At 44.1% G+C, this 23252-nt stretch carries 21 protein-coding genes; 6 read left to right on the forward strand and 15 right to left on the reverse strand.

The window, feature by feature from the left end:
- Nucleotides 1-9 precede the first annotated feature (9 nt).
- The 13 genes from Q4519_RS16640 to Q4519_RS16700 form a co-directional block, all read right to left on the reverse strand.
- A complete protein-coding gene (locus Q4519_RS16640; protein WP_232802579.1) occupies nt 10-321 on the reverse strand; it encodes a cupin in 312 nt (103 codons plus the stop codon).
- Between the two features lie 85 nt (nt 322-406).
- The gene (locus Q4519_RS16645) at nt 407-871 is read right to left on the reverse strand and encodes an N-acetyltransferase (RefSeq protein WP_233050960.1); all 465 of its coding nucleotides are present in this window, start codon (nt 869-871) and stop codon (nt 407-409) included.
- A 200-nt stretch (nt 872-1071) separates the two neighbouring features.
- Nucleotides 1072-1458, reverse strand: a complete 387-nt coding sequence (locus Q4519_RS16650) for a GFA family protein (protein ID WP_303514186.1) — start codon at nt 1456-1458, stop codon at nt 1072-1074.
- 100 nt (nt 1459-1558) lie between these two features.
- The gene (locus tag Q4519_RS16655; RefSeq protein ID WP_232802576.1) at nt 1559-1855 is read right to left on the reverse strand and encodes an antibiotic biosynthesis monooxygenase; all 297 of its coding nucleotides are present in this window, start codon (nt 1853-1855) and stop codon (nt 1559-1561) included.
- A gap of 131 nt (nt 1856-1986) precedes the next feature.
- Nucleotides 1987-2772: a type I methionyl aminopeptidase gene (gene map / locus Q4519_RS16660; protein WP_232802575.1), complete on the reverse strand. Its 786-nt coding sequence runs from the start codon at nt 2770-2772 to the stop codon at nt 1987-1989.
- Complete coding sequence (locus Q4519_RS16665; protein WP_232802574.1) at nt 2765-2989, reverse strand: ParD-like family protein; 225 nt, start codon at nt 2987-2989, stop codon at nt 2765-2767. Before Q4519_RS16665 ends, map begins: the two co-directional genes overlap by 8 nt.
- Nucleotides 2990-3132: 143 nt before the next feature.
- Entirely contained in the window at nt 3133-4815 is a 1683-nt protein-coding gene (locus tag Q4519_RS16670; RefSeq protein WP_303514191.1) for an NAD-dependent malic enzyme, read from the reverse strand.
- Nucleotides 4816-4891: 76 nt separating this feature from the next.
- Nucleotides 4892-6334: a DASS family sodium-coupled anion symporter gene (locus tag Q4519_RS16675; RefSeq protein ID WP_232802572.1), complete on the reverse strand. Its 1443-nt coding sequence runs from the start codon at nt 6332-6334 to the stop codon at nt 4892-4894.
- Between the two features lie 234 nt (nt 6335-6568).
- The gene (locus Q4519_RS16680) at nt 6569-7918 is read right to left on the reverse strand and encodes a sigma-54 dependent transcriptional regulator (RefSeq protein ID WP_303514194.1); all 1350 of its coding nucleotides are present in this window, start codon (nt 7916-7918) and stop codon (nt 6569-6571) included.
- On the reverse strand, nt 7915-8949 hold the full coding sequence (locus tag Q4519_RS16685; protein WP_303514195.1) for a sensor histidine kinase: 1035 nt from the start codon (nt 8947-8949) through the stop codon (nt 7915-7917). The genes Q4519_RS16680 and Q4519_RS16685 overlap by 4 nt, the downstream gene beginning before the upstream one ends.
- 293 nt (nt 8950-9242) lie before the next feature.
- Nucleotides 9243-9647 (reverse strand): hypothetical protein, encoded by a 405-nt coding sequence (locus Q4519_RS16690; RefSeq protein WP_303514197.1) that lies wholly within the window; start codon nt 9645-9647, stop codon nt 9243-9245.
- Between the two features lie 132 nt (nt 9648-9779).
- A complete protein-coding gene (locus Q4519_RS16695; protein WP_232802569.1) occupies nt 9780-12035 on the reverse strand; it encodes an arginine/lysine/ornithine decarboxylase in 2256 nt (751 codons plus the stop codon).
- 122 nt (nt 12036-12157) lie between these two features.
- Complete coding sequence (locus Q4519_RS16700) at nt 12158-12640, reverse strand: FKBP-type peptidyl-prolyl cis-trans isomerase (RefSeq protein WP_232802568.1); 483 nt, start codon at nt 12638-12640, stop codon at nt 12158-12160.
- A gap of 307 nt (nt 12641-12947) precedes the next feature.
- Here Q4519_RS16700 and Q4519_RS16705 point away from each other — a divergent pair, with 307 nt between their 5' ends.
- Nucleotides 12948-13796 carry an ABC transporter substrate-binding protein gene (locus Q4519_RS16705; protein WP_303514200.1) on the forward strand — a complete coding sequence of 283 codons (849 nt, stop codon included), beginning with the start codon at nt 12948-12950 and terminating at the stop codon, nt 13794-13796.
- A 150-nt stretch (nt 13797-13946) separates the two neighbouring features.
- Nucleotides 13947-14678: a dienelactone hydrolase family protein gene (locus Q4519_RS16710; protein WP_303514202.1), complete on the forward strand. Its 732-nt coding sequence runs from the start codon at nt 13947-13949 to the stop codon at nt 14676-14678.
- Nucleotides 14679-14782: 104 nt separating this feature from the next.
- Here the strand turns inward: Q4519_RS16710 and Q4519_RS16715 are convergent, their stop codons facing one another.
- Nucleotides 14783-16045, reverse strand: a complete 1263-nt coding sequence (locus Q4519_RS16715) for an amino acid deaminase (protein ID WP_303514204.1) — start codon at nt 16043-16045, stop codon at nt 14783-14785.
- A 264-nt stretch (nt 16046-16309) separates the two neighbouring features.
- On the opposite strand from Q4519_RS16715, the gene Q4519_RS16720 reads away from it, so the two are divergent.
- The 4 genes from Q4519_RS16720 (at nt 16310) to Q4519_RS16735 (ending at nt 22377) form a co-directional block, all read left to right on the forward strand.
- On the forward strand, nt 16310-17176 hold the full coding sequence (locus Q4519_RS16720) for a MurR/RpiR family transcriptional regulator (protein ID WP_232802563.1): 867 nt from the start codon (nt 16310-16312) through the stop codon (nt 17174-17176).
- A 25-nt stretch (nt 17177-17201) separates the two neighbouring features.
- A complete protein-coding gene (locus tag Q4519_RS16725) occupies nt 17202-18653 on the forward strand; it encodes an amidohydrolase family protein (protein ID WP_303514209.1) in 1452 nt (483 codons plus the stop codon).
- 18 nt (nt 18654-18671) lie between these two features.
- Complete coding sequence (locus Q4519_RS16730) at nt 18672-19061, forward strand: RidA family protein (protein WP_303514211.1); 390 nt, start codon at nt 18672-18674, stop codon at nt 19059-19061.
- Between the two features lie 232 nt (nt 19062-19293).
- The gene (locus tag Q4519_RS16735; RefSeq protein WP_303514214.1) at nt 19294-22377 is read left to right on the forward strand and encodes a glycosyl hydrolase family 18 protein; all 3084 of its coding nucleotides are present in this window, start codon (nt 19294-19296) and stop codon (nt 22375-22377) included.
- Between the two features lie 21 nt (nt 22378-22398).
- Here Q4519_RS16735 and Q4519_RS16740 read toward each other — a convergent pair whose 3' ends face one another.
- Nucleotides 22399-23127 (reverse strand): nucleoside-diphosphate sugar epimerase, encoded by a 729-nt coding sequence (locus Q4519_RS16740; protein WP_303514217.1) that lies wholly within the window; start codon nt 23125-23127, stop codon nt 22399-22401.
- Between the last annotated feature and the right edge of the window lie 125 nt (nt 23128-23252).

The following is a 23252-nucleotide window of genomic DNA, read 5'->3' on the forward strand; positions in this document are numbered from 1 at the left end:
CCAATAATGTTACACGCTGCCTTCAGACTCCACGACTAAGATTCTGGCTTCCCCCCGAGGATGTGCAACATGCTCGGTTCCTATCGTGGCATAAAATATATCGCCCGCCTCAAGAACACTCGATTGTTCAATGCCGTTTTCTTTGAAAAACATTTCAACAATACCATGTAGCACAACAAACACTTCTTCGCCATCGTTGATGTGCCACTTGTAAGGCTGATCTGTCCAATGCAATCGCGTTGTAATTCCCTTCATATTTGCGATGTCTTTTGCCCCCCAAGGGCGTTCCGATTTAAAATCTTTACTTCTGATTATTTCCATAATTCTTCCAAATTATAAAGAGCGGCTAGCAGTGTAATACGACGAGTTTATAAGGCGGCAGGCTAACGTTTGGCCATTGTTGTGGTTAATGAACTGATTTAACCATGTATAAACAATTTTCTAATGGCATTTCATCAGGATAATCAGTAAACGAAAATCCAAATTTTTCGTAGGCTTTTATGGCTTTGGCATTATGGGCTAAGACAAATAATGAGATGTCATTTACCTTTAGTTGCTTTAAACCTTGCTCACTTAAATGAGACATCAGTTTTGCTGCTATACCATAACCTCGAAATTTCGGATTCACGATCAACCTACCCAAATGGCACTTATTTAATCGTTGGTAATATTGTCCAAAGGCTAAAAACTCAGATCTATCGGATAGTAGGGCATATGAACTGAGCTTGTTCAGGTTTAGATCATCTGTAAATGAAGCTAAATTGAACGGATACCTGAAATTTGGCCCTGACCATTCTGTGAGCGTTTGCTGATTGGAAAACCAACTCATCATTGCAACTAGATGCTGCTCTGTAGGTTGAACTAATTGCATATTAACTTCCCCGAAGTTGCTCTCTGTTAATGAAGTTTTTACAACAGGCATTTAATAACTGGTTGTTATTAAATGATAATAGCCAGCCAATGACAAGAGGGAATTGTCAGGTATGCTTTAAAGAAGCCGCTAGTTGCCGTAAGTGAAACCTGTTACACAATCGAACATAGCTGTGGGCTAAGTGGCTCCTGTTATATCCGTTAGGCGTCTATCTCTACTTTCCACCATTTAGGCCTTTTGGAAATATAGGAGTGATTTTTTGGTGCCAGTGTTTTAAGGTGGGGACGGTCAAATACCCCTAACACAATAGCGATTGTTGGGTCGTCGTCAATTGCGCCAATAGTGCTACCACAGTTAGAACAAAAAGCCCGAGAAGAATAGTCAGAAGAGCGCCATGTTGAAGGCTCTCCAGCAACGCCATTCCAGGTGACATTTTCTTTTGGAAATTCAACCCATGCTTGGGTTAATGAGCCTGAGTGACGTTGGCATTGTCGACAAGAACATGTATGTGGCTTTAATGCTGGCCCAGTTGCCGAAAATCGAATATCGCCACAAAGGCAGCCTCCTTCAAAAATTTTATCTTTCAACTTTTAAGTTACTCCTAATAATGACAGTGATGGCACTAACTACTTTTATTAGCTGCAGACCAAACGTTTGCTGCGCTTTGATTGGTAAGCGTTGTTGCCATTACCTTGTTCTATCTTCAATTTCGTCGAATGCTTCAACCGAAATTCGTTCAGCAATTTCACGCATCTTCTGCATTTTTTCTGGATTACAGTTGCCCCAGAATAATTCCCAGTCTTGGCGCGTTCGCCACTTTGCAATAGTTAAGACTTTTTCAGGGGAGTCAGAAGAGCGCAGCATAAAGCTACCGAGCGCACCTGCTACCGAATGGTGAATAGAATCAGTGGCTGAACGCCAAACGTCTTGAAACTCGTTCATTTTCTCAGCTGGTACGCGCCATTCATAGATAACTCTAAACATATCAAATCCTTATTGTATACCCAGGCAACTTCAAGATGCGGGTTCAGCGGGAGGCTGTTTAGGTACATACCTAATTTTAAAGTATTAGAAAGAGAATCGCTGTCAGCGCAGCACTCTTTATGTGCTGCTAGTTAGCTTTTTCCTGGTTGTTCTTCTTGACGTAGGGTGAGTACCTCGTAACCCGTACTTGTCACTAGTATCGTGTGCTCAGACTGAGCTGAAAGCTTCTTGTCACGAGTGATGACTGTCCAGCCATCCTTTTTTGTTTTAGTTTTCGCGGTCCCTTGGTTGAGCATGGGCTCAATGGTGAACGTCATCCCTTCTTTAAGTACCAGCCCTTGATTGGGTAAGCCATAATGGAGTATTTGTGGCTCTTCGTGCATTTCTCGGCCGATACCATGTCCACAATATTCTCTTACCACACTGTAGCCATGGGTTTGGGCATATTGCTGAATTGTATGGCCAATGTCGCCAAGTGTGGCGCCGGGTTTTACTTGTTTGATCCCTTGCCACATAGCTTTGTAGGTAACGTCTACCAATTTTTTGGCCAATGGCGATGCTTTGGGCATGACGTACATTTTACTGGAGTCAGCGATAAAGCCATTTTTTTCTAAGGTAATATCTAAGTTGACAATATCGCCATCTTTAAGAAAGTGAGTCGCTTTAGGTATGCCGTGGCAAACCACTTCATTAACGGATGCGTTCAATACAAATTGATAATCGTATTGTCCCTTACTCGCAGGGCGAGCATTAAGCTCATTAACAATAAAGTCCTCAACTCGGTCATTTATCGCCATAGTGGAAATGCCGGGCTTAACGTAGCCATCAAGCATCTCAAAAACCTTTGCCAGCAACTTGCCTGATTGGCGCATCAGGTCTCTTTCACGGTTAGATTTAATTATCACTTGGTTATTCATCGTTATGCCCTGCGATTAGCGCAATATTACTGGCCGAAACATTAACGGATTTCATCAGTTCGGCGATGATTTCATTAAATGATTTTTGTGGATGTAGCTCGGCCAACATGCCTATTTTGATCCAAAACTCAGCTTGTGAATTAATCGATCGCGACATGACAGAGCTGGCATTTCTTAGCTCTTTGTGTAGCTCATCCGATATTTTAACTATACCCAAAATATATGCTTAATATATAAAACGTATATGTATTGTATGTTTTGATGTTTGTTCGTCAAGAAAAAATTAACTACTAGGGCCCTTGGCCATGGTGCTGAGGGAGCCCTAGCTAACTTTTCTGTCCATCACGTTCGCTGTTTTGGTTAAAACGAAGTGCGACGATATTCTCGGTATGCTGGTTTCCAGTAGTTGGCGTACAGCTGTTGCTGCAGCATTTCATCGGTTAGAGGCGGTGCGAGGCCATCTGCTATCGCCTGTTTTGCCACGGCTTTGGCGATGGATAAGCTAATCGTTTTTATTTCACTCAGCGGAGGCAGTAAGGCCCCTGGTGCTTTGTGATATTTAATCGCTGTGTCAGCTAACGATTGGCTTGCAGCCATTAACATGTTGTCACTGATCTGCTTCGCATTAACGGCGATGACGCCTAAGCCAATACCGGGGAAAATGTAACTGTTATTGCATTGTGATATTTCGTAGTCACAGCCATTAACAGTTACCGCTGAGAAAGGGCTACCCGTTGCAACTATCGCTTGTCCTTTACTCCACATGAGGATATCGGTGGGAGTCGCTTCTACACGTGAAGTGGGGTTTGTAAGTGGTAAAATAATCGGTTTAGGAGTATTGGAAACCAGTGAGTGAATGATTTGCTCGGTGAATAAGCCAGGTTGACCGCTAACTCCGATCAAGGTGGTTATTTTGCCATGTTTAATGACTTGTTCGAGCCCCAAATGGGTTTTTACTTGCCATTGGTTAATCGCTTTTATCTGTTGTGCCAATGGCTGCTGAAACAGTTGTAAACTCGGCATATTATCGGTTAACAAGCCATATCTATCCACCATATAAACGCGGTTGCGGGCTTGCGCTTCAGATAGGCCTTCACGTTGCATTTGTCTTACTATTTGCTCCGCAATACCACACCCTGCTGATCCTGCCCCTAAAAACGCTATTCGCTGTTGGCTTAGCTTTTCACCTTTACTTTGACAGGCGGTGATCAAGGTTCCGACTGTAACAGCGGCAGTGCCTTGGATATCATCATTAAAGCAACATACTTCATGACGATATTTTTCTAGTAATGGCGTTGCATTATTTTGTGCAAAATCTTCAAATTGCAATAAAACATCAGGCCAGCGACGTTTTACGGCGGTAACAAATTGCTCGATAAAATCTGCGTATTGAGTACCACTTATCCTTGGATGGCGCCAACCCATGTACATAGGGTCGGCTAATAGTTGGCTATTATTGGTGCCAACGTCCAAGATGATAGGTAAACAATAAGCAGGACTGATACCGCCGCAAGCGGTGTAAAGTGAAAGTTTGCCGATCGGGATCCCCATGCCACCAATCCCTTGATCTCCTAAGCCTAAAATGCGCTCGCCATCGGTGACAACAATAACTTTTACATTTTGTTTTGTAGCATTTTGCAGCATATCTTCAATTTTGTTGCGCTCAGGGTACGACACCAATAAGCCACGCTTTCGGCGATATATCTTGGAAAATTTTTCACAAGCAAGCCCTACGGTGGGGGTGTAAATTAGGGGCATCACTTCTTCAATATGATGGTCGATCAGGTAATAAAATAAGGTTTCATTGGTATCTTGGATATTGCGCAGATAGATGTGTTTGTCTAAATCGGAAGTAAATGAGCTGAGCTGTTGGTAAACCCGTGCGGCTTGTTCTTCAATAGTTTCTATATTGTGAGGTAACAGGCCGGTTAAATTAAAGCTGTCGCGCTCTTGTTGCGAAAAAGCGCTGCCTTTATTTAGCAAGGACGTTTCAAGTAATGCAGGGCCAGCAAAGGGAATGTAGAGAGGGCGCTGAAATGTCATAAGATCTCAAAATTTAGTTTAATTAAAAATTAAACCCCAACGAAATGCTGGGGCGGTAGTTGTCTTTGATCCTGAATTAGATATGGAAAATCATTGGCATAAGGGTGATCATAGTTAAGGTGATCAACGCGATGGCAATGAGATTTAGGATCAGACCCGCTTTCATCATGTCACGTATTTTTAGCTCACCGGAGCCAAATACTATGGCATTGGGTGGTGTCGCTACGGGCATCATAAAGGCACAGCTGGCAGCAATTGCAGCCGGGATCACCCAAATTAATGGGGTGCCGGTTAATGATTCAGCCACTGGCCCTAATAATGGAAGAAAGCCTGCCGCGGTGGCGGTATTACTGGTTATTTCGGTTAAAAATGTAATCACAGCGGTAACCACGAGTACGCCGATGACAAGTTCAACCGCTCCCATGCCTTGAATCTGGTGCGCAATAAATTCAGCTAAGCCAGAGCTTTTGATGTGTGCTGCCAGTGCCAAACCGCCGCCAAATAGTATCAGGATACCCCACGGCACTTTTTCAGCACTTTCCCAGTCTAATACGCGCTCATTGTTATCTTTGCTCACCGGGATCGTGAAAAGTAAAATTGCGGCCGCGATGGCTATGCCAGTATCAGTGATGGCAAGACCTGTGGCATCACTGATGATTGGCCTAAAGATCCAACTGATAGCGGCTAAAGCAAAGATTACCAATACTTTCTTTTCCGCTGGTGTTATCGCGCCAAGCTCATCAAGCTGCTTTTGAAATACCGCTTTAGCACAGATAGAGTCACTGCGATCAACCCTGTAACTGATTTTTGTGAGCCACACCCAAGCCACGGTTAGCATGACAGCGGCAAGGGGTAAGCCCAGCATCATCCACTGACCAAAGCCAATCTCAATGTTGTAACTATCGGAGAGATAAGCAGCCATTAACGCGTTAGGTGGAGTACCAATTAAGGTTGCTATCCCGCCGATGCTGGCTGAATAAGCGATGCCCAATAACATAGCTTTGCCGAAGTCTTGGTTCTCTGGCTCTCTATTTTTCACTATCATGACTACCGATAGTGCAATCGGCAACATCATGACAGCAGTTGCGGTATTAGACATCCACATGGATAGAAAAGCTGTCACTAACATCATGCCTAATATTTGTATGCTGGGAGTTGAGCCTGCCAGCAGCATGGTTTTTAGAGCGATACGTTTATGCAGGTTCCATTTTTCCATTGCAATGGAAATAAGAAAGCCGCCCAAAAATAGAAATATCAGTGGGTGAGCATAAGGTGCAGCAACGGATTTTATATCAGCGATGCCCACTAAAGGTGAGATGATTAAGGGCAATAATGACGCAGCTGGAATCGGCACTGCTTCTGAAATCCACCAACTGGCCATCCAAAATGCTAAGCCAGCAGTGCGCCAAGCATTAACGGATAGATCTGCTACAGGCGGTTCGGTGATAACTGTTAATAACATCACGGCGGGCCCTAGTAATAACATTAACCAAGGGATTTGTTGTATTTTCTTTTGCATGATTAGCCATCCTTAGCACCTAATGCCGAATTGGTGGCATAAGGTACGTGGGTTGTTACAGCTGCGGAAATCGCAGCACCTGAATCGCTTGTTGCAAATAGGTTGCCAAATTGTGATTTTATTTTTTTAGTTTAATTATTACAGTTAGTTAGGTTTTTATTGGTCATGTTTTGACGTTGTAATGTGTGGAAACCCACACATTAATTGTTGTTCATTTGTTACTTTTTGCACACATTAATCTTGTGTGAACTGCGTGCGCTCAATGCCGTATTTGCTCACTTTGTCATAGAAGGTTTTTCTCGGTAGCTGCAAAATATCCAGTGCGAGTTTAACTGAGCCTGATGTTTGCCTAAGGGCATCTTCAATAATAGATTGTTCATAAAAAGCGACTTTGTCAGCCAGTGACATACTTTTAGCAGGAGTAGCAATGTTGTTTAAATCTGTTAGGGTTCCCAGCAGCACAAAACGCTCAGCAGCATTGCGTAACTCTCTAACGTTACCGGGCCAATTATGAGCCATCAGGCGTTGTTGGGTCTCATTGTCTAAAGCGCAGAGAGGTTTATGGAATCGGTTCGCCGCAATAGAGCTAAAGTGCTTAAATAATAAGGGAATATCGGCTTGACGTTGCTTTAAGGGAGGGATATTCACTTGCACTAAGTTAAGACGGTAATATAAGTCAGCGCGAAAATGTCCTTGCTCGGCAAGTTTGACTAAATCAACCTTAGTCGCCGCAACAATGCGAATATTTAAGTCAATGGCGGTATTGCTGCCAACTGGCGTGACCTTTCGCTCTTCCAGTACGCGCAGTAACTTTACTTGTAAAGCCATTGGCGTTGTTTCTATTTCATCTAGAAATACGGTGCCGCCATTAGCAAACTCAAACTTACCGATGCGGCTGTCACTGGCCCCAGTAAAAGCCCCTTTTATGCTACCGAATAGCTCACTTTCAATTAGGTTTTCAGGAATGGCACCGCAATTGAGAGCCACAAAGTTCGCTTGAGAGCGATTACTGTGATCGTGTAAGTAGCGTGCCACCAACTCTTTTCCGGTACCTGTTTCACCTTGGATCAGCACATCGGCCGGAGTGTTAACCACGGTATCCAGTAGTTGCAGCATCTGGTGCATGGCGGGGGTATTGCCGAGAATACGCACTCCAGGCTCACTATTATTTTTTATTTGTTGCTTTAATTGCCTATTTTCAATGACTAAGCGGCGTTTATCGAGCGCTCTGCCAACACTATCGAGTAATTTTTCATTGATTGGCTTAGCAAAAAAATCATAGGCCCCTTGATGCATGGCATTGACCGCCATTGGTACATCGGCAAAGCCTGTAAGCAGGATCACTGGTAATGCTGAGTCTAAGTTTTGTAATGTTTGCAGCAGGGCGTTACCATCTAGTTTTGGCATATTAATATCGCTGATCACCACTCCAGCAAAATCTCGCGTTAATCGGCTTAAGGCTTGAGTCGCGCTATCGAAGGTGCTGACCTTATAGCCCTCTAAAGTGAGTAACTGATGCAAAGAGTCGCGGATTATTTGTTCATCATCAATCACGACAACGTCGATTTTTTCTAGTGATTTCATTCGATTACTCTGTTTAATTCGATTGTGAAAATAGCACCTCCGGTGGCGCTGTTTTCTGCCGTTAACTCACCATCAAATGAGTGTATGATGCTTCGAGAAATTGCTAAGCCGAGGCCTAAGCCATATTCAGATTTAGTAGTGTAAAATGGCTCAAAAATGGTATCTATGGTTTGTAAATCTAAACCATTGCCGGTGTCTTGGATGCGCAGCCATACTTTTTTCTCATCTGATTCACAGGTAATGGTTAGGTGCTTGTGCTCAACTTCGGTCATGGCATCGACGCCATTAGAAAGTAAATTAACTAAGACTTGCTCAAATTTAAGGGGCTCGGCATGGATCTTTACGTTTGGGTTTTTCACACTTAGCTGCACGCCTTGGCTATTAATTTGCGGTCCAACAATGATTAAAGCGTTAGTAATGCTTTCTTGCAGTGAGGTGATTATCTGGCCTTGACCTTGTGGCTTACTGAACTCTTTTAATTGCGACACAATTTTATGAATGCGGGTGATCAGCGATGCCATTATTTGCAAGTTATCTTTTGCTGCTTGTTCCATTCCTCGATTCAGCATCCGCTGGGGGCTAACCAAGTAGGTGCTCATCGCACTAAGTGGCTGATTAATTTCATGATTAATACTGGCGGCTAGTTGACCTATGGTCGCCAATTTTGCTGTTCTAATCAGCGCATCTTGGGCATTGGCGAGCTCGGCTGAGCGTAGAGCTACCTGACGCTCTAAGCTGTTGCGGGTGTAAATGAGCTTGTTGTAACCGATGATCCTTTGACTTAAATAATAAACTAAGCCCAGTGATAATAGATACAGTAGCCCTGCTAACGCCATATTACTTAGTTGCTCGTAGATTAAGTGGCCATCAGGTAATAATACTAATAAGGTTAAATCTAGCATTGGGATCGATGCTTGCTGGTAAAAGTAGTCACCCAATGCCTGTTGGGTTTGTTGTATCCGCCACATCGGCGTATCCAGTAGTGGATGGTTAAATTGCTGGTTACGCAGCAGCGTTTGTTCAAGACCCAAATAGCGTTGGCTGGCGCTGATTTTGTGCCAGCTGATTAGCTTGCTTTCGCCTAATTGTTTTAAACGCCAGTTCTTGTAGTTCGATAGAAAAACAACGTTATCATCACCATAGACTAAAAATCGGGTGTTACTGTCACCAGCCAGTAAGTCGGAATCTTGCTCAAATTTGGCAATCGAGACTTTAACCGTGACTACGCCTTTAACCTGTTGATTTATCGTTATCGGTGCCGAAAAGTAGATCCCTCGCTCGCCCGTTCTCAGTCCTAGCGCATAATCAACGGCTTTATTACCTGCTAAAGCTTGCTGGAAGTAATCACGAAATGCGTAATTGCCACCGATAAAACTTTGCGGTGTCCCATAGTTACTGGCTGCGACGACGGTGCAAGGTTATCCATAACATAGACGTCGTTAGCACCGCTGGTTTTAGTGATATCTAATAGCAGCTGGTTTAATCGTTCAAGGCCTTCGGCGGAGCTGAGGCTCTGACGGATCAAGTAATGGCTGGTTAATAAATGCGGAATATGTTGGAAACGGCTTAGCTCGCTATTGATGTACTGGCTGAGTTTTTGCGCGTCGATATCAGCTTGTTGTTGTAACCTTTGATGGGATGTTCGTAAGCCAAAATAGTAAGTGAGTGCCAAGATAGCGAACAAACCAAAGAGGCTGATATTTATTGGTGAGCACACCCGTTTGAACATGGATAACCTGCATGAGTTGATTGATAGGTTAATGGCATAGGTTGATTGTAACAGCAAAGCTACATCAACACAGGGCAAGTAGGGTTACCCTGTGTTGATTAAAGTGATGGTTAAAGCGTAATTTGATGTGGCTTATTTTACGACATCGACAAAGTAGTGATTTTTACCGTTAATGTTTTCTCGGACTAAACCGTGCACATCGGTTTCAAAACCTGGAAATAGCTCATTGAATTCACGAGTGAATTTCAGGTAGTTAATAATGGTTTCGTTAAATCGCTCACCTGGCACCATTAATGGGATCCCTGGTGGGTAGGGGGTAACTAGCATGGCGGTAATTCGGCCATCAAGTTCATCGATACTGACGCGCTCAACTTCACGGTGGGCCATTTTACTCCACGCATCGGCAGGTAGCATGGCTGGCTCGATGTTAGACAAGTACATTTCAGTGGTCACTTTAGAAATGTTGTAACGCTTGTAAATGGCGTGAATCTGTTGGCAAAGGTCTTTTAAGCCTACTTTTTCATACTGTGGGCACTTTTCAATAAACTCAGGCATGATGCGCCATAATGGCAAGTTTTGATCATAGTCGTCTTTAAACTGTTGCAGCTCGGTAACCATGGAATTCCAGCGGCCTTTGGTAATACCGATGGTAAACATAATAAAGAACGAGTACAGGCCGGTTTTTTCAACGACTATGCCATGTTCAGCTAAGTATTTTGTGAGAATAGCTGCTGGGATCCCCGTGTCTTCAAATTCTCCTTTGGCATTTAAACCCGGATTTATGATGGTGGCCTTGATCGGATCGAGCATATTAAAACCTGCTTCAATCTCACCAAATCGATGCCAGTTATCTTTGCCATCGAGTAGCCAATCCTCACGCTCGCCAATGCCTTCTTCGGGCAAGCTTTCTGGTCCCCAAACACTAAACCACCAGTCATCATCGCCAAATTCTTGATCGACTTTGCGCATGGCTCGTCTAAAGTCGACCGCTTCTGCTAATGATTCTTCTACAAGAGCACGGCCACCTGGTTGTTCCATCATGGCGGCAGCAATATCACAAGATGCAATTATCGAGTATTGCGGGCTGGTGGATGAATGCATTAAGTACGATTCATTAAATCTATGAGTATCTAAGGGACGGTTTTTCGCATTTTGTACCAAAATTTGGGATGCTTGTGAAATACCCGCCAGTAATTTATGGGTCGATTGGGTAGCAAATACTACTGCATCTTCTGAGCGGGGGCGGTCGTCGCCGCCAATGGCATGCATGTTTTGATAGAACTCATGAAAGGTGGCGTGGGGGAGCCAAGCTTCATCAAAATGTAAGGTATCGACGTACGAGCCCATAACGTCTTTAATCTGCTCAACATTATATAGTACGCCGTCATAGGTACTTTGGGTAATGGTTAAAATACGTGGTTTTTTATTTTTCGCTTTGCTGGCGAATGGGTGAGCGGCAATTTTTGCTTTAATCGACTCTGGCGAAAACTCGTGTTTCGGGATAGGGCCAATAATGCCGTAGTGGTTACGGGTTGGCATTAAAAATACCGGAATGGCGCCAGTCATGATGATGGAATGGAGAATCGACTTATGACAGTTACGGTCTACCACTACGATATCACCCGGCGCAACGGTTGAGTGCCAAACAATTTTGTTGGATGTTGAAGTACCATTGGTGACAAAAAATAGATGGTCGGCGTTAAAAATACGCGCGGCATTTTGCTCGCTTTTCGCTACTGGCCCTGTGTGATCGAGCAATTGGCCTAACTCATCAACGGAATTACAAACATCGGCGCGTAGCATGTTCTCGCCAAAAAATTGATGGAACATTTGGCCAACAGGGCTTTTTAGAAATGCGACGCCCCCTGAGTGTCCGGGACAATGCCATGAATATGAGCTGTCGCTGGCGTAATCCATTAGGGCTTTAAAAAAAGGCGGCGCCAGTGCATCAAGGTACTTTTTGGCTTCTCGGATAATATACTTGGCAACAAAATCAGGCGTGTCTTCAAACATATGAATAAAACCATGTAACTCACGCAACACATCGTTGGGAATGTGCTGACTGGTACGCGTTTCGCCGTATAAGAAAATCGGGATATCGTTATTGCGCTTTCGCACTTCAGTGATGAAACTGCGTAAAGCCACTAATGCTTGGTCTACTTCCTCTGCTGTTCCTGCGCCAAACTCTTCATCATCAATGGATAATATAAAGCAAGACGCGCGACTCGCCTGCTGTGCAAAAGCACTTAAGTCGCCGTAGCTGGTAAACCCGACTATTTCATAACCTTGTTCGCCGATAGCTTGCGCTAAGTCGCGAATACCAGATCCTGAAATATTTTCAGAGCGAAAATCTTCATCAATAATTACAACGGGAAAGCGAAACTTCATAATGGGCTCCGTGCCAAAGGTATAAAATGCGAGTATAGAGTAGGTAGGTATAAATTAAAGTGTTGTTTTTTACAAAGACTAAGGCTGCCCAATATGTTTGGGCAGCCTCAGCGATTTTTTGGCTATTGCGGTGGGTTGATGGCAATAAGCTCAACATCAAATATCAGGGTTGAACCCGCTGGAATACTGCCGACACTTCGCGTTTTGTAACCTAAATTACTAGGAATAAATAAACGTGCTTTCTCGCCAACCGTCATTAGCTGTAAGCCCTCGGTCCACCCAGGAATAACTTGGTTTAAAGCGAAAGTGATGGGCTTTCCTCTGTCTACAGAACTATCAAAGACTGAGCCGTTAATTAACGTGCCATGGTAGTGCACTTTTACTTTGTCTTTAGCACTAGGATGCTCGCCGCTAACGCCCTCTTTGAGCCTTAAATATTGTAGGCCTGAGTCGGTTACGACGACACCTTCTTCTAGACGGTTCTTTTGCAAGAATACCTCTCCTGCTGCGATGTTATCAGCGGCAGCACGCTTGTCATTGGCACTTCGCGTGACATAAAACGCAATGAAGCCAATGAGCGCAATTGCAATAATAAACTTAAACACGTGGGGTCCTTATTGTGTTGATAGATTATGTGAATTGTAAACATTTGAGGAACAGGGTGATAACTATTTATGGCAAATCTTCATAAAGACCACTCATCGACTAATATCAATATGAAGCGCTAGTACGAGCGTGTGAGTGTCTTTTAATCACATGTTGTTTTAAAGATGTTCACTCTACTCTGATAAAAGGGTGTGATGTCCATCAATATATGTGTATTACAAAACCTAAAAAGTATCTTCAAAGCTGAAGATTAGCCCATTAATGACTAGCCTTATTATGTTTTCTGTTAATTAGTGGTGGAGTTATATGATTACTATATTACGTCGGTTCGGAGTTTGGTTGACTGCGCTTTCATTCACTTTATTAGTGAGTATGGAAGTTAATGCGCAAACACAACAAGGCAACAATTTAAGCATATGCCGCAGCCTGCTAGTAACGGGAAATGCGGAATACCCGCCGATACTATGGCGTGACTTTGATAATCCAGGCAAATTAACTGGGGTGGCGGTTGAGCTATTAGAGTTGGCGTTAATGGGGACGGGAATTGCTGTCGATGCTAGAGACCGAGGTGGATGGGCAAGGGCACAGCAAGATGCTCGCCGTGGGGAAATTGACATGCTGGCAGGGGCTTTTATTACGCACCAGCGCGAGCAGTATATGGATTACATCAAGCCACAATTTACTGACGTGCCCAGTGTGGTTTGGGTGGCGAAAGGCAAAGAGTTTAAATATCAAGAATGGCAAGATCTGAAAGGTAAGCGTGGTGGAACGTTAATTAACAACAGTTTTGGTCAAGCGTTTGATCAATATGCCAAACAGAACCTAGAAATTCGCAACAGTGCTTCAGCTGAGCGTTCATTCACCATGTTGATTGCTGGACGTTTTGATTATGCTTTGTACGAACTTTACCAAGGATTGACCATACTTGAATCTAGTGGATTTAAAAGTCATGTTGTCCACCTCAAAACACCTATTTCAGTTGAAGGTTTGTATTTTACGGTGTCAAAAAAATCAGGCTGTAATACCCCAGAATTAAGAGCTTACCTAAATAAACGGGTTGCACAATTAACGGAGTTTAAAACCTTTGAGCCGTTGTTTGAAAAATACTTAGCGGAATGGATCCGACAACAAAAAGCGCAGCTTGCTGAGAACTAAGCTAATTAATGGTGATCACTTTTATTTGCTCATTCGTTACGATCTACACCCAAACAACTTAAATGTGTTTGTGCTGAATTTTGCACTGTTAACTCGCTTAGGTACATTGATAGCTCATGGTCGGTCGACCGCAAAAAAAGGATAGTTGATATGAAATTTGCTCTATTTTTGACCGCGTTACTGTTCAGTTACACGAGTAATGCGCAAACCATTGAATATAAAGTGGCTGATAAGACTTATGAAGGTTTTTTTGAGGCTGCTCAAGGAGCCAATAAAGGGTTAGTGATCCTGATCCACGATTGGGATGGGTTAACGGATTATGAAGTAAAGCGCAGTCAAATGCTGTCTAAATTAGGCTACGATACGTTCGCTGTCGACCTTTATGGCAAAGGTAATCGCCCCGTTGAAATGCAAATGAAAAAATCAGAAACGGCCAAGCTATATCAAGACAGAGAAACTATGCGCCAGCTGATTTTAGCGGGTGTAGTTCAAGCTAAACAGCTGAGTAAAAACAAATCCATGGTGGTGATGGGCTACTGTTTTGGTGGGGCCGCGGTGCTAGAGTTAGCGCGCTCTGGTCAAGGCGTTGAAGTGAAGGGATATGCAAGTTTTCACGGTGGTTTAGCCACGCCAGAAGGACAAAGTTATAGCGCTGCCAGCGCGCCTATTTTGATTGCACACGGTGGTGCTGACTCATCGGTTCCGATGACTGATGTGGCACAATTATCAGTAGAGCTTGAACAGGCCAAAGTGGATTATGAAATTCAAGTTTACTCTGGCGCGCCTCATGCTTTTACCGTATTTGGCAGTGATCGTTATCACCAGCAAGCCGATGAAAAATCATGGGCTGCTATGCTGCAATTTTTAGACAAACAGTTATAAATCTTCAACATGAAAAATTTGCCGTCCTTGGCAAACTTTGCAAGGCAAAGCCAGCACGCATTAAGCCCCTTTAGGTTACTGTATAAAGCTATGTGGGGCTTAGTTTAGAAATAAGTGTTGAGTACCTGGGTGACGTGGTACTCATCATTTATAACTGCGATGTGTTTCCATTTATCAAAAGTTAAACAGGGGTGTGAGCTTGAAAAAGCAATCATGTCGCCTACGGCAATGTCACAGTCAATGGGGCAAGATAAAAACGCGTGCTGATCCATTACCGCGGTGACTTGCCAATCGTTAGGTGCTGCAGTAGGCAGGTTTTGCTGATGTGATTCAGTTGTTGGTTGTGCTGGCCGATAATGTAATGCTGGAATGGGCAAACCTGCATCAAAAGCAACATCACGTTTTCCCATCCCTATGATGACGTGGCCTGGCTCGGGAATAGACTGCACATATGCCCATACTTCCAATGCTGATTGTAAATCGCCACCCAAATCACAAGCCACAGTGTTTCGAGCCATCACTTCATTTTGTGCCTCAAGGTAAATACCGGTGTCGTGAATGAGATAACAGCCAGGGCGGATCACCGGAATAATACTCGGGTGCAGTGTTGCTTCGGCAAATGTCGCTGCAACGACATCGTACCAAGCGCTGCCTGCGCCAGTGAGAATGACTTGCCTAGTGTCAAAGGCGTTTTGAGTAATTAAATTATTACAAATGGTTATAACGCCAGTTAAAAAGTCGTGTATTTGGGCTTGCGCATTGTCACCATGGATCACGCCTTCGTAAACTTCAATGCCCGCCAAGGCGATAAAGGAGTGAAGGGATATTTCATGGACAACTGCGTCGACTTGCTCAGGGGTTCGACAACCACAACGTCCGCCGTTGACGCCTATTTCAATTAACACATTAAGTGTTAGGCCTGTTTCAGCGAAGAATGCTGCTAACTGTTGTACTTGGGCGATAGAGTCGACTAGGCAATAGAACTCAGCGTCGGGATCATTGAGTACCGACGCAATCAAACGCATATTTTGTTTACCCACCAATTGATTAGCCATAATGATGCGCTTGCAGCCATGGGCCGCAGCAGCGACAACTTGTGGCGCAGTTGCTAAGGTAATTCCCCATGCGCCGGCGGCTTGTTGTTGGCGAAATAAGGCAGGTGTCATGGTTGTTTTGCCATGGGGAGCTAGCTTTACACCATAAGCATTAGCAAATTTTTGCATCCAATTCAGGTTGTTTTCGATACGGCTTTGGTATAGCACAGCAACGGGTAAACTTACCTCTTCTTCAAGCAGGCGCCAGTTTGGCTGGTTTAGTTCGCCGAGGCCTTTTGTAAGGGAAGATTCTTGATACTTAGTAACAAACATAAAAGCCTCAAACAGGTTGGTGTAAAAGAGGTAATACTTACTTTGTAGTATGATGCACCAATAAAAAACCTATTTCTAGGGGAGTGACCTTAAAATTATAATGATACTTAGTGTTGATAAAGTTTGATAGTTTCAAACAAAAAGGTATATTTGTGTCATTGTGCTGATTCTGATGATGGTTGTTGTGATTGAGATTTCCAAGCCTAAAGCAACCTCATAAGAGCAGTGATTGAATCAAAACCCGAGCTGATTTAGGTAAAGCATGTGAATTATGAAATCGATATTGTGACCATCATCGGCGAGCACTTTGGCCAGCTACGTGATGCCGAAAAAAAAGTTGGGCATTTTATTTTGGCAGATTTAACCTTTGCGGCTAATGCCAGTATTAGTGAGTTAGCTAAGGGGGCGCAAGTGAGTGAAGCCAGTATTACTCGCTTTGCCAAGGCGGTAGGTTGTCGAAATGTGCGTGATTTGAAGCTAAAAATTGCTCAGTCATTGGCTCTAGGTCAGCGCTTTATTTCCGATGTGAATGTTGAGCCTACAGGCATTTCTGGGGTTTACGATGGCATTAAAGCAGCGCTAGATCTTAACAGCCAGCTAATCAATCAAGCGCTTATTGATAGCGCGACAACGTTACTCAGCGGGGCGAGGCAAATTTTGATCTTTGGCGTTGGCGGAGGGTCAACAATGCTTGCACAAGAGCTGCAGTATCGTTTGTTTCGTTTGGGTTATGCGGCCACCGCTTATAGTGACCCTATGTTGATGCGAATGGCCAGTGCAACCATGGACAGTAATGATGTTGCGGTCTGTTTATCCATAGGTGGGTTTTCGCCTGATGTATTAGCCGCGGCAAATATCGCTAAACGATTACAAGTAAAAGTGGTAGGTATTACTAAGGATGGCTCGCCATTAGCGGAAGCGATTGACGTGCTGCTGCCCATTCAAAGCCATGAAACGGACTTTATTTTTAAACCCACTGCGTCTCGCTTTGTCATGATGGCTGCCATGGATGTATTAGTGACCGAATTGGCGCTCAAACATAAGCGCAAGTCGAGAGACAAATTGAGAAAAATGAAGCAGGTATTACAGCAACATCGTGGTGGCGTTGACCGTCAACCGTTAGGTGATTGATCAAGATGAACAAAAAGGCGCAATAATGATTAAAGAGTACTGCGATACCTTGATCCAACATGCCCATGTAATTGATGGTACGGGGCGCCCCTCGGTGCAAGCAGATGTTGCGATTAAAGGTGATAAAATTATCGCCATTGGGCAGTCGTTATCCTTTATTGGCGGAGAAACTGTAGATGCCAGCGGTTTAGTGCTTGCGCCTGGCTTTATTGATGTGCACACCCACGACGATACCAATGTGATCCGCACCCCTGATATGGTGTTTAAAATTAGCCAAGGAATCAGTACTGTGATTGTTGGCAATTGCGGTATCAGTGCTAGCCCTGTGACACTCAAGGGCGACCCACCTGATCCGATGAACTTATTAGGTCAGCGCGCTGATTTTCAATACCCTACTTTTTCGGCATATGCAGAATCTGTGACTGCTGCTTGCCCTCGCGTGAATGTGGCGGCGTTAATAGGTCATACTGCGCTGCGCAGTAATCATATGGATGATTTATTTCAAGCCGCAAATACATCGCAGATACAACAGATGTGTCAGCAATTAAAACAAAGCATGGCTGAGGGGGCATTAGGTTTAAGCTCTGGGCTTGCTTATGCCAGTGCTAAGCAAGCGCCAATGAATGAAGTGAAAGCCTTAGTGTCAGAGCTTGCGCAATTTAACGGCATTTATACGACCCATATGCGAACCGAGTTTGATGGCATTATTGATGCAATGTCAGAAGCGTTTGAGACCGCAGAGCATGGTAAGGTGCCATTGATTATTTCTCACTTAAAATGTGCTGGCGCTGCAAATTGGGGGCGAACCACAGAAACGTTGGCCTACTTAGAGCAGCAAGCTCAGCAACAAAAAGTAGCATGTGATTGTTATCCTTACAGCGCCAGCTCTTCTACTTTAGATTTAGCGCAAGTAACCGATGAGTTCGACATATTCATTACTTGGTCTGAAGGTGCGCCTGAGCAAGCCGGAAAATTGTTGGTGGATATCGCTTTGGAGTGGCAGCTGCCACTACGCGATACGGCGATTAAATTACAACCTGCTGGGGCGGTTTACCATGGTTTGCACCCTGAAGATGTCAAACGTGTGTTAGCTTACCCTCGCACCATGATTGGCTCTGATGGCTTACCTAATGATCCACATCCTCACCCTCGCTTATGGGGGGCATTTCCTCGGGTATTAGGTCGCTATTGTCGTGAACAAGCGTTGTTTGAGCTTCCTGAAGCTATTTACAAAATGACGGGGCTAAGTGCGCAAGAGTTTGGTTTAGCAAAGCGTGGCGTTATTAAGGTCGGTAATTATGCCGATCTGGTTTTATTCAGCGCCGATACGGTAATAGATACTGCAACTTTCACCGATCCAATTCAAAGTGCCAAGGGCATAGATCAAGTATGGGTGAATGGCAAATTAAGTTTTAAACATGGGCGGTTACCCGCTACTCGAGCAGGGCGTTTTTTACGTCGTGGCAGCAATGATTAAATAAAAAGGAGAAAACTGATGAGCATTACACGTTATGGCGCAGAAGGTGGCACGGGGACTGGTGGACAGCATTTACCGTTTTCAAGTGCGGTTGAAGCCGGTGGTTTTTTATATGTGTCAGGCCAAACGCCGATGAAAGACGGGGAAGTTGTTGAAGGCGGTATTGTTGAGCAGTCACGTTTAGCGATTCAAAATTGCTTGGATATTATGGCTATTGCGGGTTATGAAACCAAAGACGTCGTGCACGTAAAAGTTGTATTAACGGACTCGCGCTATTTTCAATCATTTAATAAGGTGTTCAAAGAAGTCTTTGGCGAGCATCCACCAGCTCGTATTTGTATGGTATGTGATTTAGTAGTAGACGTTAAAGTTGAGGTGGATGTAACTTGCTTTAAAGCAAAGAGTTAACAATAACTTAACAATTTTTGAGCTACTCATAAGGTAGCTCGGTTTACTTTTTATCCGCAATCGCCGCTCTATTACTGCATTTTTTATATCGTTTTTGTCGTTTAGCTAAAAAATATATCTAAAAAACTTGAAATAGCTCATGTTGTACAAACAAATACATCACTGTAGGTAACTAGTTGCTCTAAGATATACTGGCAATCAATGGATGGTTGTTTATCTCAAGGATGAAAATATGAAAACGAAGATATCGCTCTTAGCGCTTGCGCTAAGTGCAGCTATTGGTGGCCAAGCCCATGCCGCCGGTGAAATTGAATGGGTACCAGGTAAAACCAAAGTTGCTAACGGTGACTTGGTTATCTACCAAGGCGAATGTTACCAAGCTAAAAATAATCCAGGTACTTGGGAAACCCCTTCAGCGGCTTCAAGCTGGTTTTGGGCGCCACAAGCTTGTTCTGGTGTAGAGCCAACTCCAACTCCTTCAGTTGAGCCAACTCCAGCGCCTTCAATTGAACCAACCACTGCTCCTACTGTCGCGCCAACACCAGTACCAGGTAATGAAATTCCATGGGTACCAGGTAAAACCAAAGTTAATAATGGCGATGTGGTTATTCATAATGGCGTTTGTTACGAAGCGAAAAATAACCCAGGGACATGGGAAACGCCATCTACTTCAAACTGGTTCTGGACGGAAGTGCCTTGTTCAGGTGTGCAACCAACAGTTGAACCAACAGCAGAGCCGACAGTTGAGCCAACAGTTGAACCAACAGTTGAGCCAACAGTTGAGCCGACAGTTGAGCCAACAGCAGAGCCAACAGTTGAGCCAACAGTTGAGCCGACAGTTGAACCAACGGCAGAGCCAACCATTGAACCAACGGCAGAGCCAACCATTGAACCAACTCCTGGTCCAGGCAATCACGAAGCTTGTCGTCCTGAAGGTTTATACAAAACACCTGGCGTAGACGTACCTTACTGTACTGTTTACCAAGAAGGTGGTATTGAGAAAGAAATCAACGGCACCTCACGCCGTATCATCGGTTACTTCACTAACTGGCGTAATGGTGCTAACGGTCAAGCGACTTACTTAGCGACTGATGTGCCATGGGATAAAGTAACGCACATCAACTATGCGTTTGCTCATATCGATAACAACTACCGTGTTTCTATTGGTGATAATGTTTACCCAACAGAAGCGGGTTACCAACTTGATCCAACTAACCCGAATACGGGTATGGTTTGGAATGATGTACCAGGTGCAACGGATGCCGATATGGATCCAAGCATGAAATACAAAGGCCACTTAAACTTACTGAACAAGTACAAGAAAGAAAACGGTGTGAAAACGCTGGTTTCTGTCGGTGGTTGGGCTGAAACAGGTGGTTTCTGGGGCGCGAACACTGGCTCTACTTGTCCAATGACAGATGCTCCAACAGCAGAAGACAAATGGACGATGCCGGGTCAAACAGATAAGAATGGTGTTGTAAACACAGGTCCTTGTCCAATTGACGATCTTGGCCGTGTTGTTAACGGCGGCTTCTACTCAATGACCACTAACTCTGACGGTAGTGTCAACCAAGCAGGTATTGATGCCTTTGTTAAGTCTTCGGTAGACTTCATTCGTGCTTATGGTTTTGACGGTATCGACTTAGATTACGAATACCCAACGGCACTAATGGATGGCGGTAATCCATATGACCGTGCGGCACAAAACCCTCGTCGTAGTGGTTTAATGGCTTCTTACAATGTATTAATGAAACAACTTCGTGAAGCAATCGATAAAGCATCTGCTGAAGATGGTGTTCATTATTACCTAACTGTAGCGGTACCATCTTCTGGTTATCTATTACGTGGTATGGAAGTGTACTCTGCAGGCCAATACCTTGATTTCATCAACATGATGACTTATGACTTCTCTGGCTCTTGGGGTGAAGTTGTTGGTTTCAATGGTCCACTTTACGATAACGGTAAAGATCCTGAAATGAACCTATTTGGTGTTTACGGTGCGTATGGCAACATTGGTTACTTAAACATTGATTGGGCTTACCATTACTTCCGCGGTGTAGTACCAGCAGGTCGTATTAACGTTGGTCTACCATTCTACACTCGTGGCTGGAAAGGTGTTGAAGGTGGCGTGAACGGTTACGGCGGTAAAGCACCAACTGACCAGTGTGAACGCGGTACAGGTACAGGTACTGAGCAAGGTTGTGGTAACGGCGCAGTTGGTATCGACAACATGTGGCATGACTCTGACCCACACGGTAACGAGTTAGGTGCAGGTTCAAACCCAATCTGGCATGTTAAAAACTTAGCTAATGCACATGTAGGTACATACGCTGAGCAACATGGTTTAGACCCAGTTAACAACGAAGCTGACAAGTTAGTAGGTACGTATACTCGTTTCTACGACAACGATGCTGAAGCGGCTTGGTTATGGAACCCAACTAAGAAAGTAATGCTAAACATTGAAGATGAGCAAGCGGTTCGTGCTAAATCTCAATATGTAGCAGATAAAGGCTTAGGCGGTATCATGTTCTGGGAAATGGCGGGTGACTACAACTGTTACGCGTTAGTAGATGGTGTTCGTACCTCAACGATTGTTCCTGAATCAAACTGTGCTGCCGGTAACGGTGAGTACTTCATGGGTAGTACTTTAACTTCATTAGGTCATGAGATTCTAGCGGCGGCAGGTGCGGCTGATATGAACATGGTTGATCCTTTAGTTAATCTTCCTGCTCAGAAACTGGATGTTGCCGTTTCACTAGTTGGTTACGTAACTGACGAGAGTGTTGCATGGCCACAAACTTCAGAGTGGTTGTTTACTAATAACAGTACTCAAACTATCTCGAAGATTGCATTTAGTATCCCGTCTTCAACTGACGTTAGCAAAGACCTTAAGGCAGTAGGCACGCTACTAAACCACGCTAACAACGGTGGCAACAAAGGTGCGCCAGGTATGCAAGACGATTTCCATCGTTTCGCTACATCGGTAAATATTGCGCCAGGTGCAAGCCATACGATTAAGATTGATGCTCACTTACCAATTGGTGGTGGCCCATCTTCATTCGTATTTACTACTGGCTCAGGTGAGTTTGCGGCTAAAACTGAAGTGAAAATGATCACTGACGGTGGCTGTGAAGCACGTGGCATCGATGTATCTACATTAGAGCCTTGGACAAGTGGTTGGTCTGCTAACTACGGAAAAGGCGATATGGTAACGCATAAAGGCCAAGTTTGGGCTCGTGCATGGGGTGGTAACGATGGTCAACCTGGCTCTGCAGAGAACTGGGTAACAGGCTGGAATCCAGTTTGTCCACTTTAATTAACTAGTTAAAGTTAATACTTAAAACCCGCTTCGGCGGGTTTTTTTATCGCTAACGGTTACTGATAGTTGGTGCATTTGTTTATTTGTCACAACCTTAGCAGCTGAGGGCATGTGATCTGTAGTCGCCTTAAGCATATTTATCGCTACTCGTTTTGCTTCAATTGGCCGCAGCGTCATTAAGGGGCCAATAAATAGTGATGCTAATGGCCTGAATAAGTGCTGACAGGCATATTCAAAGGTACGAGTTTCTGCGCGCTGTCCAAGTAGTAAACATGGACGAAACAAAGATAAGCGTGGCGGTTTAAGTTGCAGTAAGGCGTTTTCAACCTCACCTTTGATACGACTATAAAAAAGTGGTGAGCTCGCGTTTGCGCCAAGGGCTGAAACCAATAAAAAATGTAAATTTGGATTGTTTGATTGTAAGCAACCTTGAGCAAAGTTAATCACTGCTGTTTTATCAACTGCAATAAAGTTGGCTTTGTCACCTGCCGCTTTAAGCGTGGTCCCAAGACAGCAAAATACGCAGTCTATTTGACTCGGTAACGCCGTTTTGAAAAAGTCTGGATGATTAAAGGTTTCGATTGTGGCTGGTATATAAGTAAGCTTTTCCACCCCCGGTGTTGTTGGTGGGAGCATAGGTTGACGTCGACCGACTGCAAATACCTGCGTAAATTGAGGCGCGTTGAGTAATAGGTTAAGTAATTCATGGCCTATAAGGCCTGTCGCTCCAAGTATTACCGCTTTCATTGTTTACTCTTATATCTAATCAACTTGAAGGCCCATGTGTTACAGCATGTGCGTATTAACATGAAGTCGATCGGTTAATAACATCGATGCCGATCACTTGTACTCTTCTTTGTAGAACCTTTTTT

Origin of the sequence: Motilimonas sp. 1_MG-2023, assembly GCF_030547455.1 — a bacterium.
In the GTDB taxonomy this organism is placed as follows: Bacteria; Pseudomonadota; Gammaproteobacteria; order Enterobacterales; family CBDFNC01; genus Motilimonas.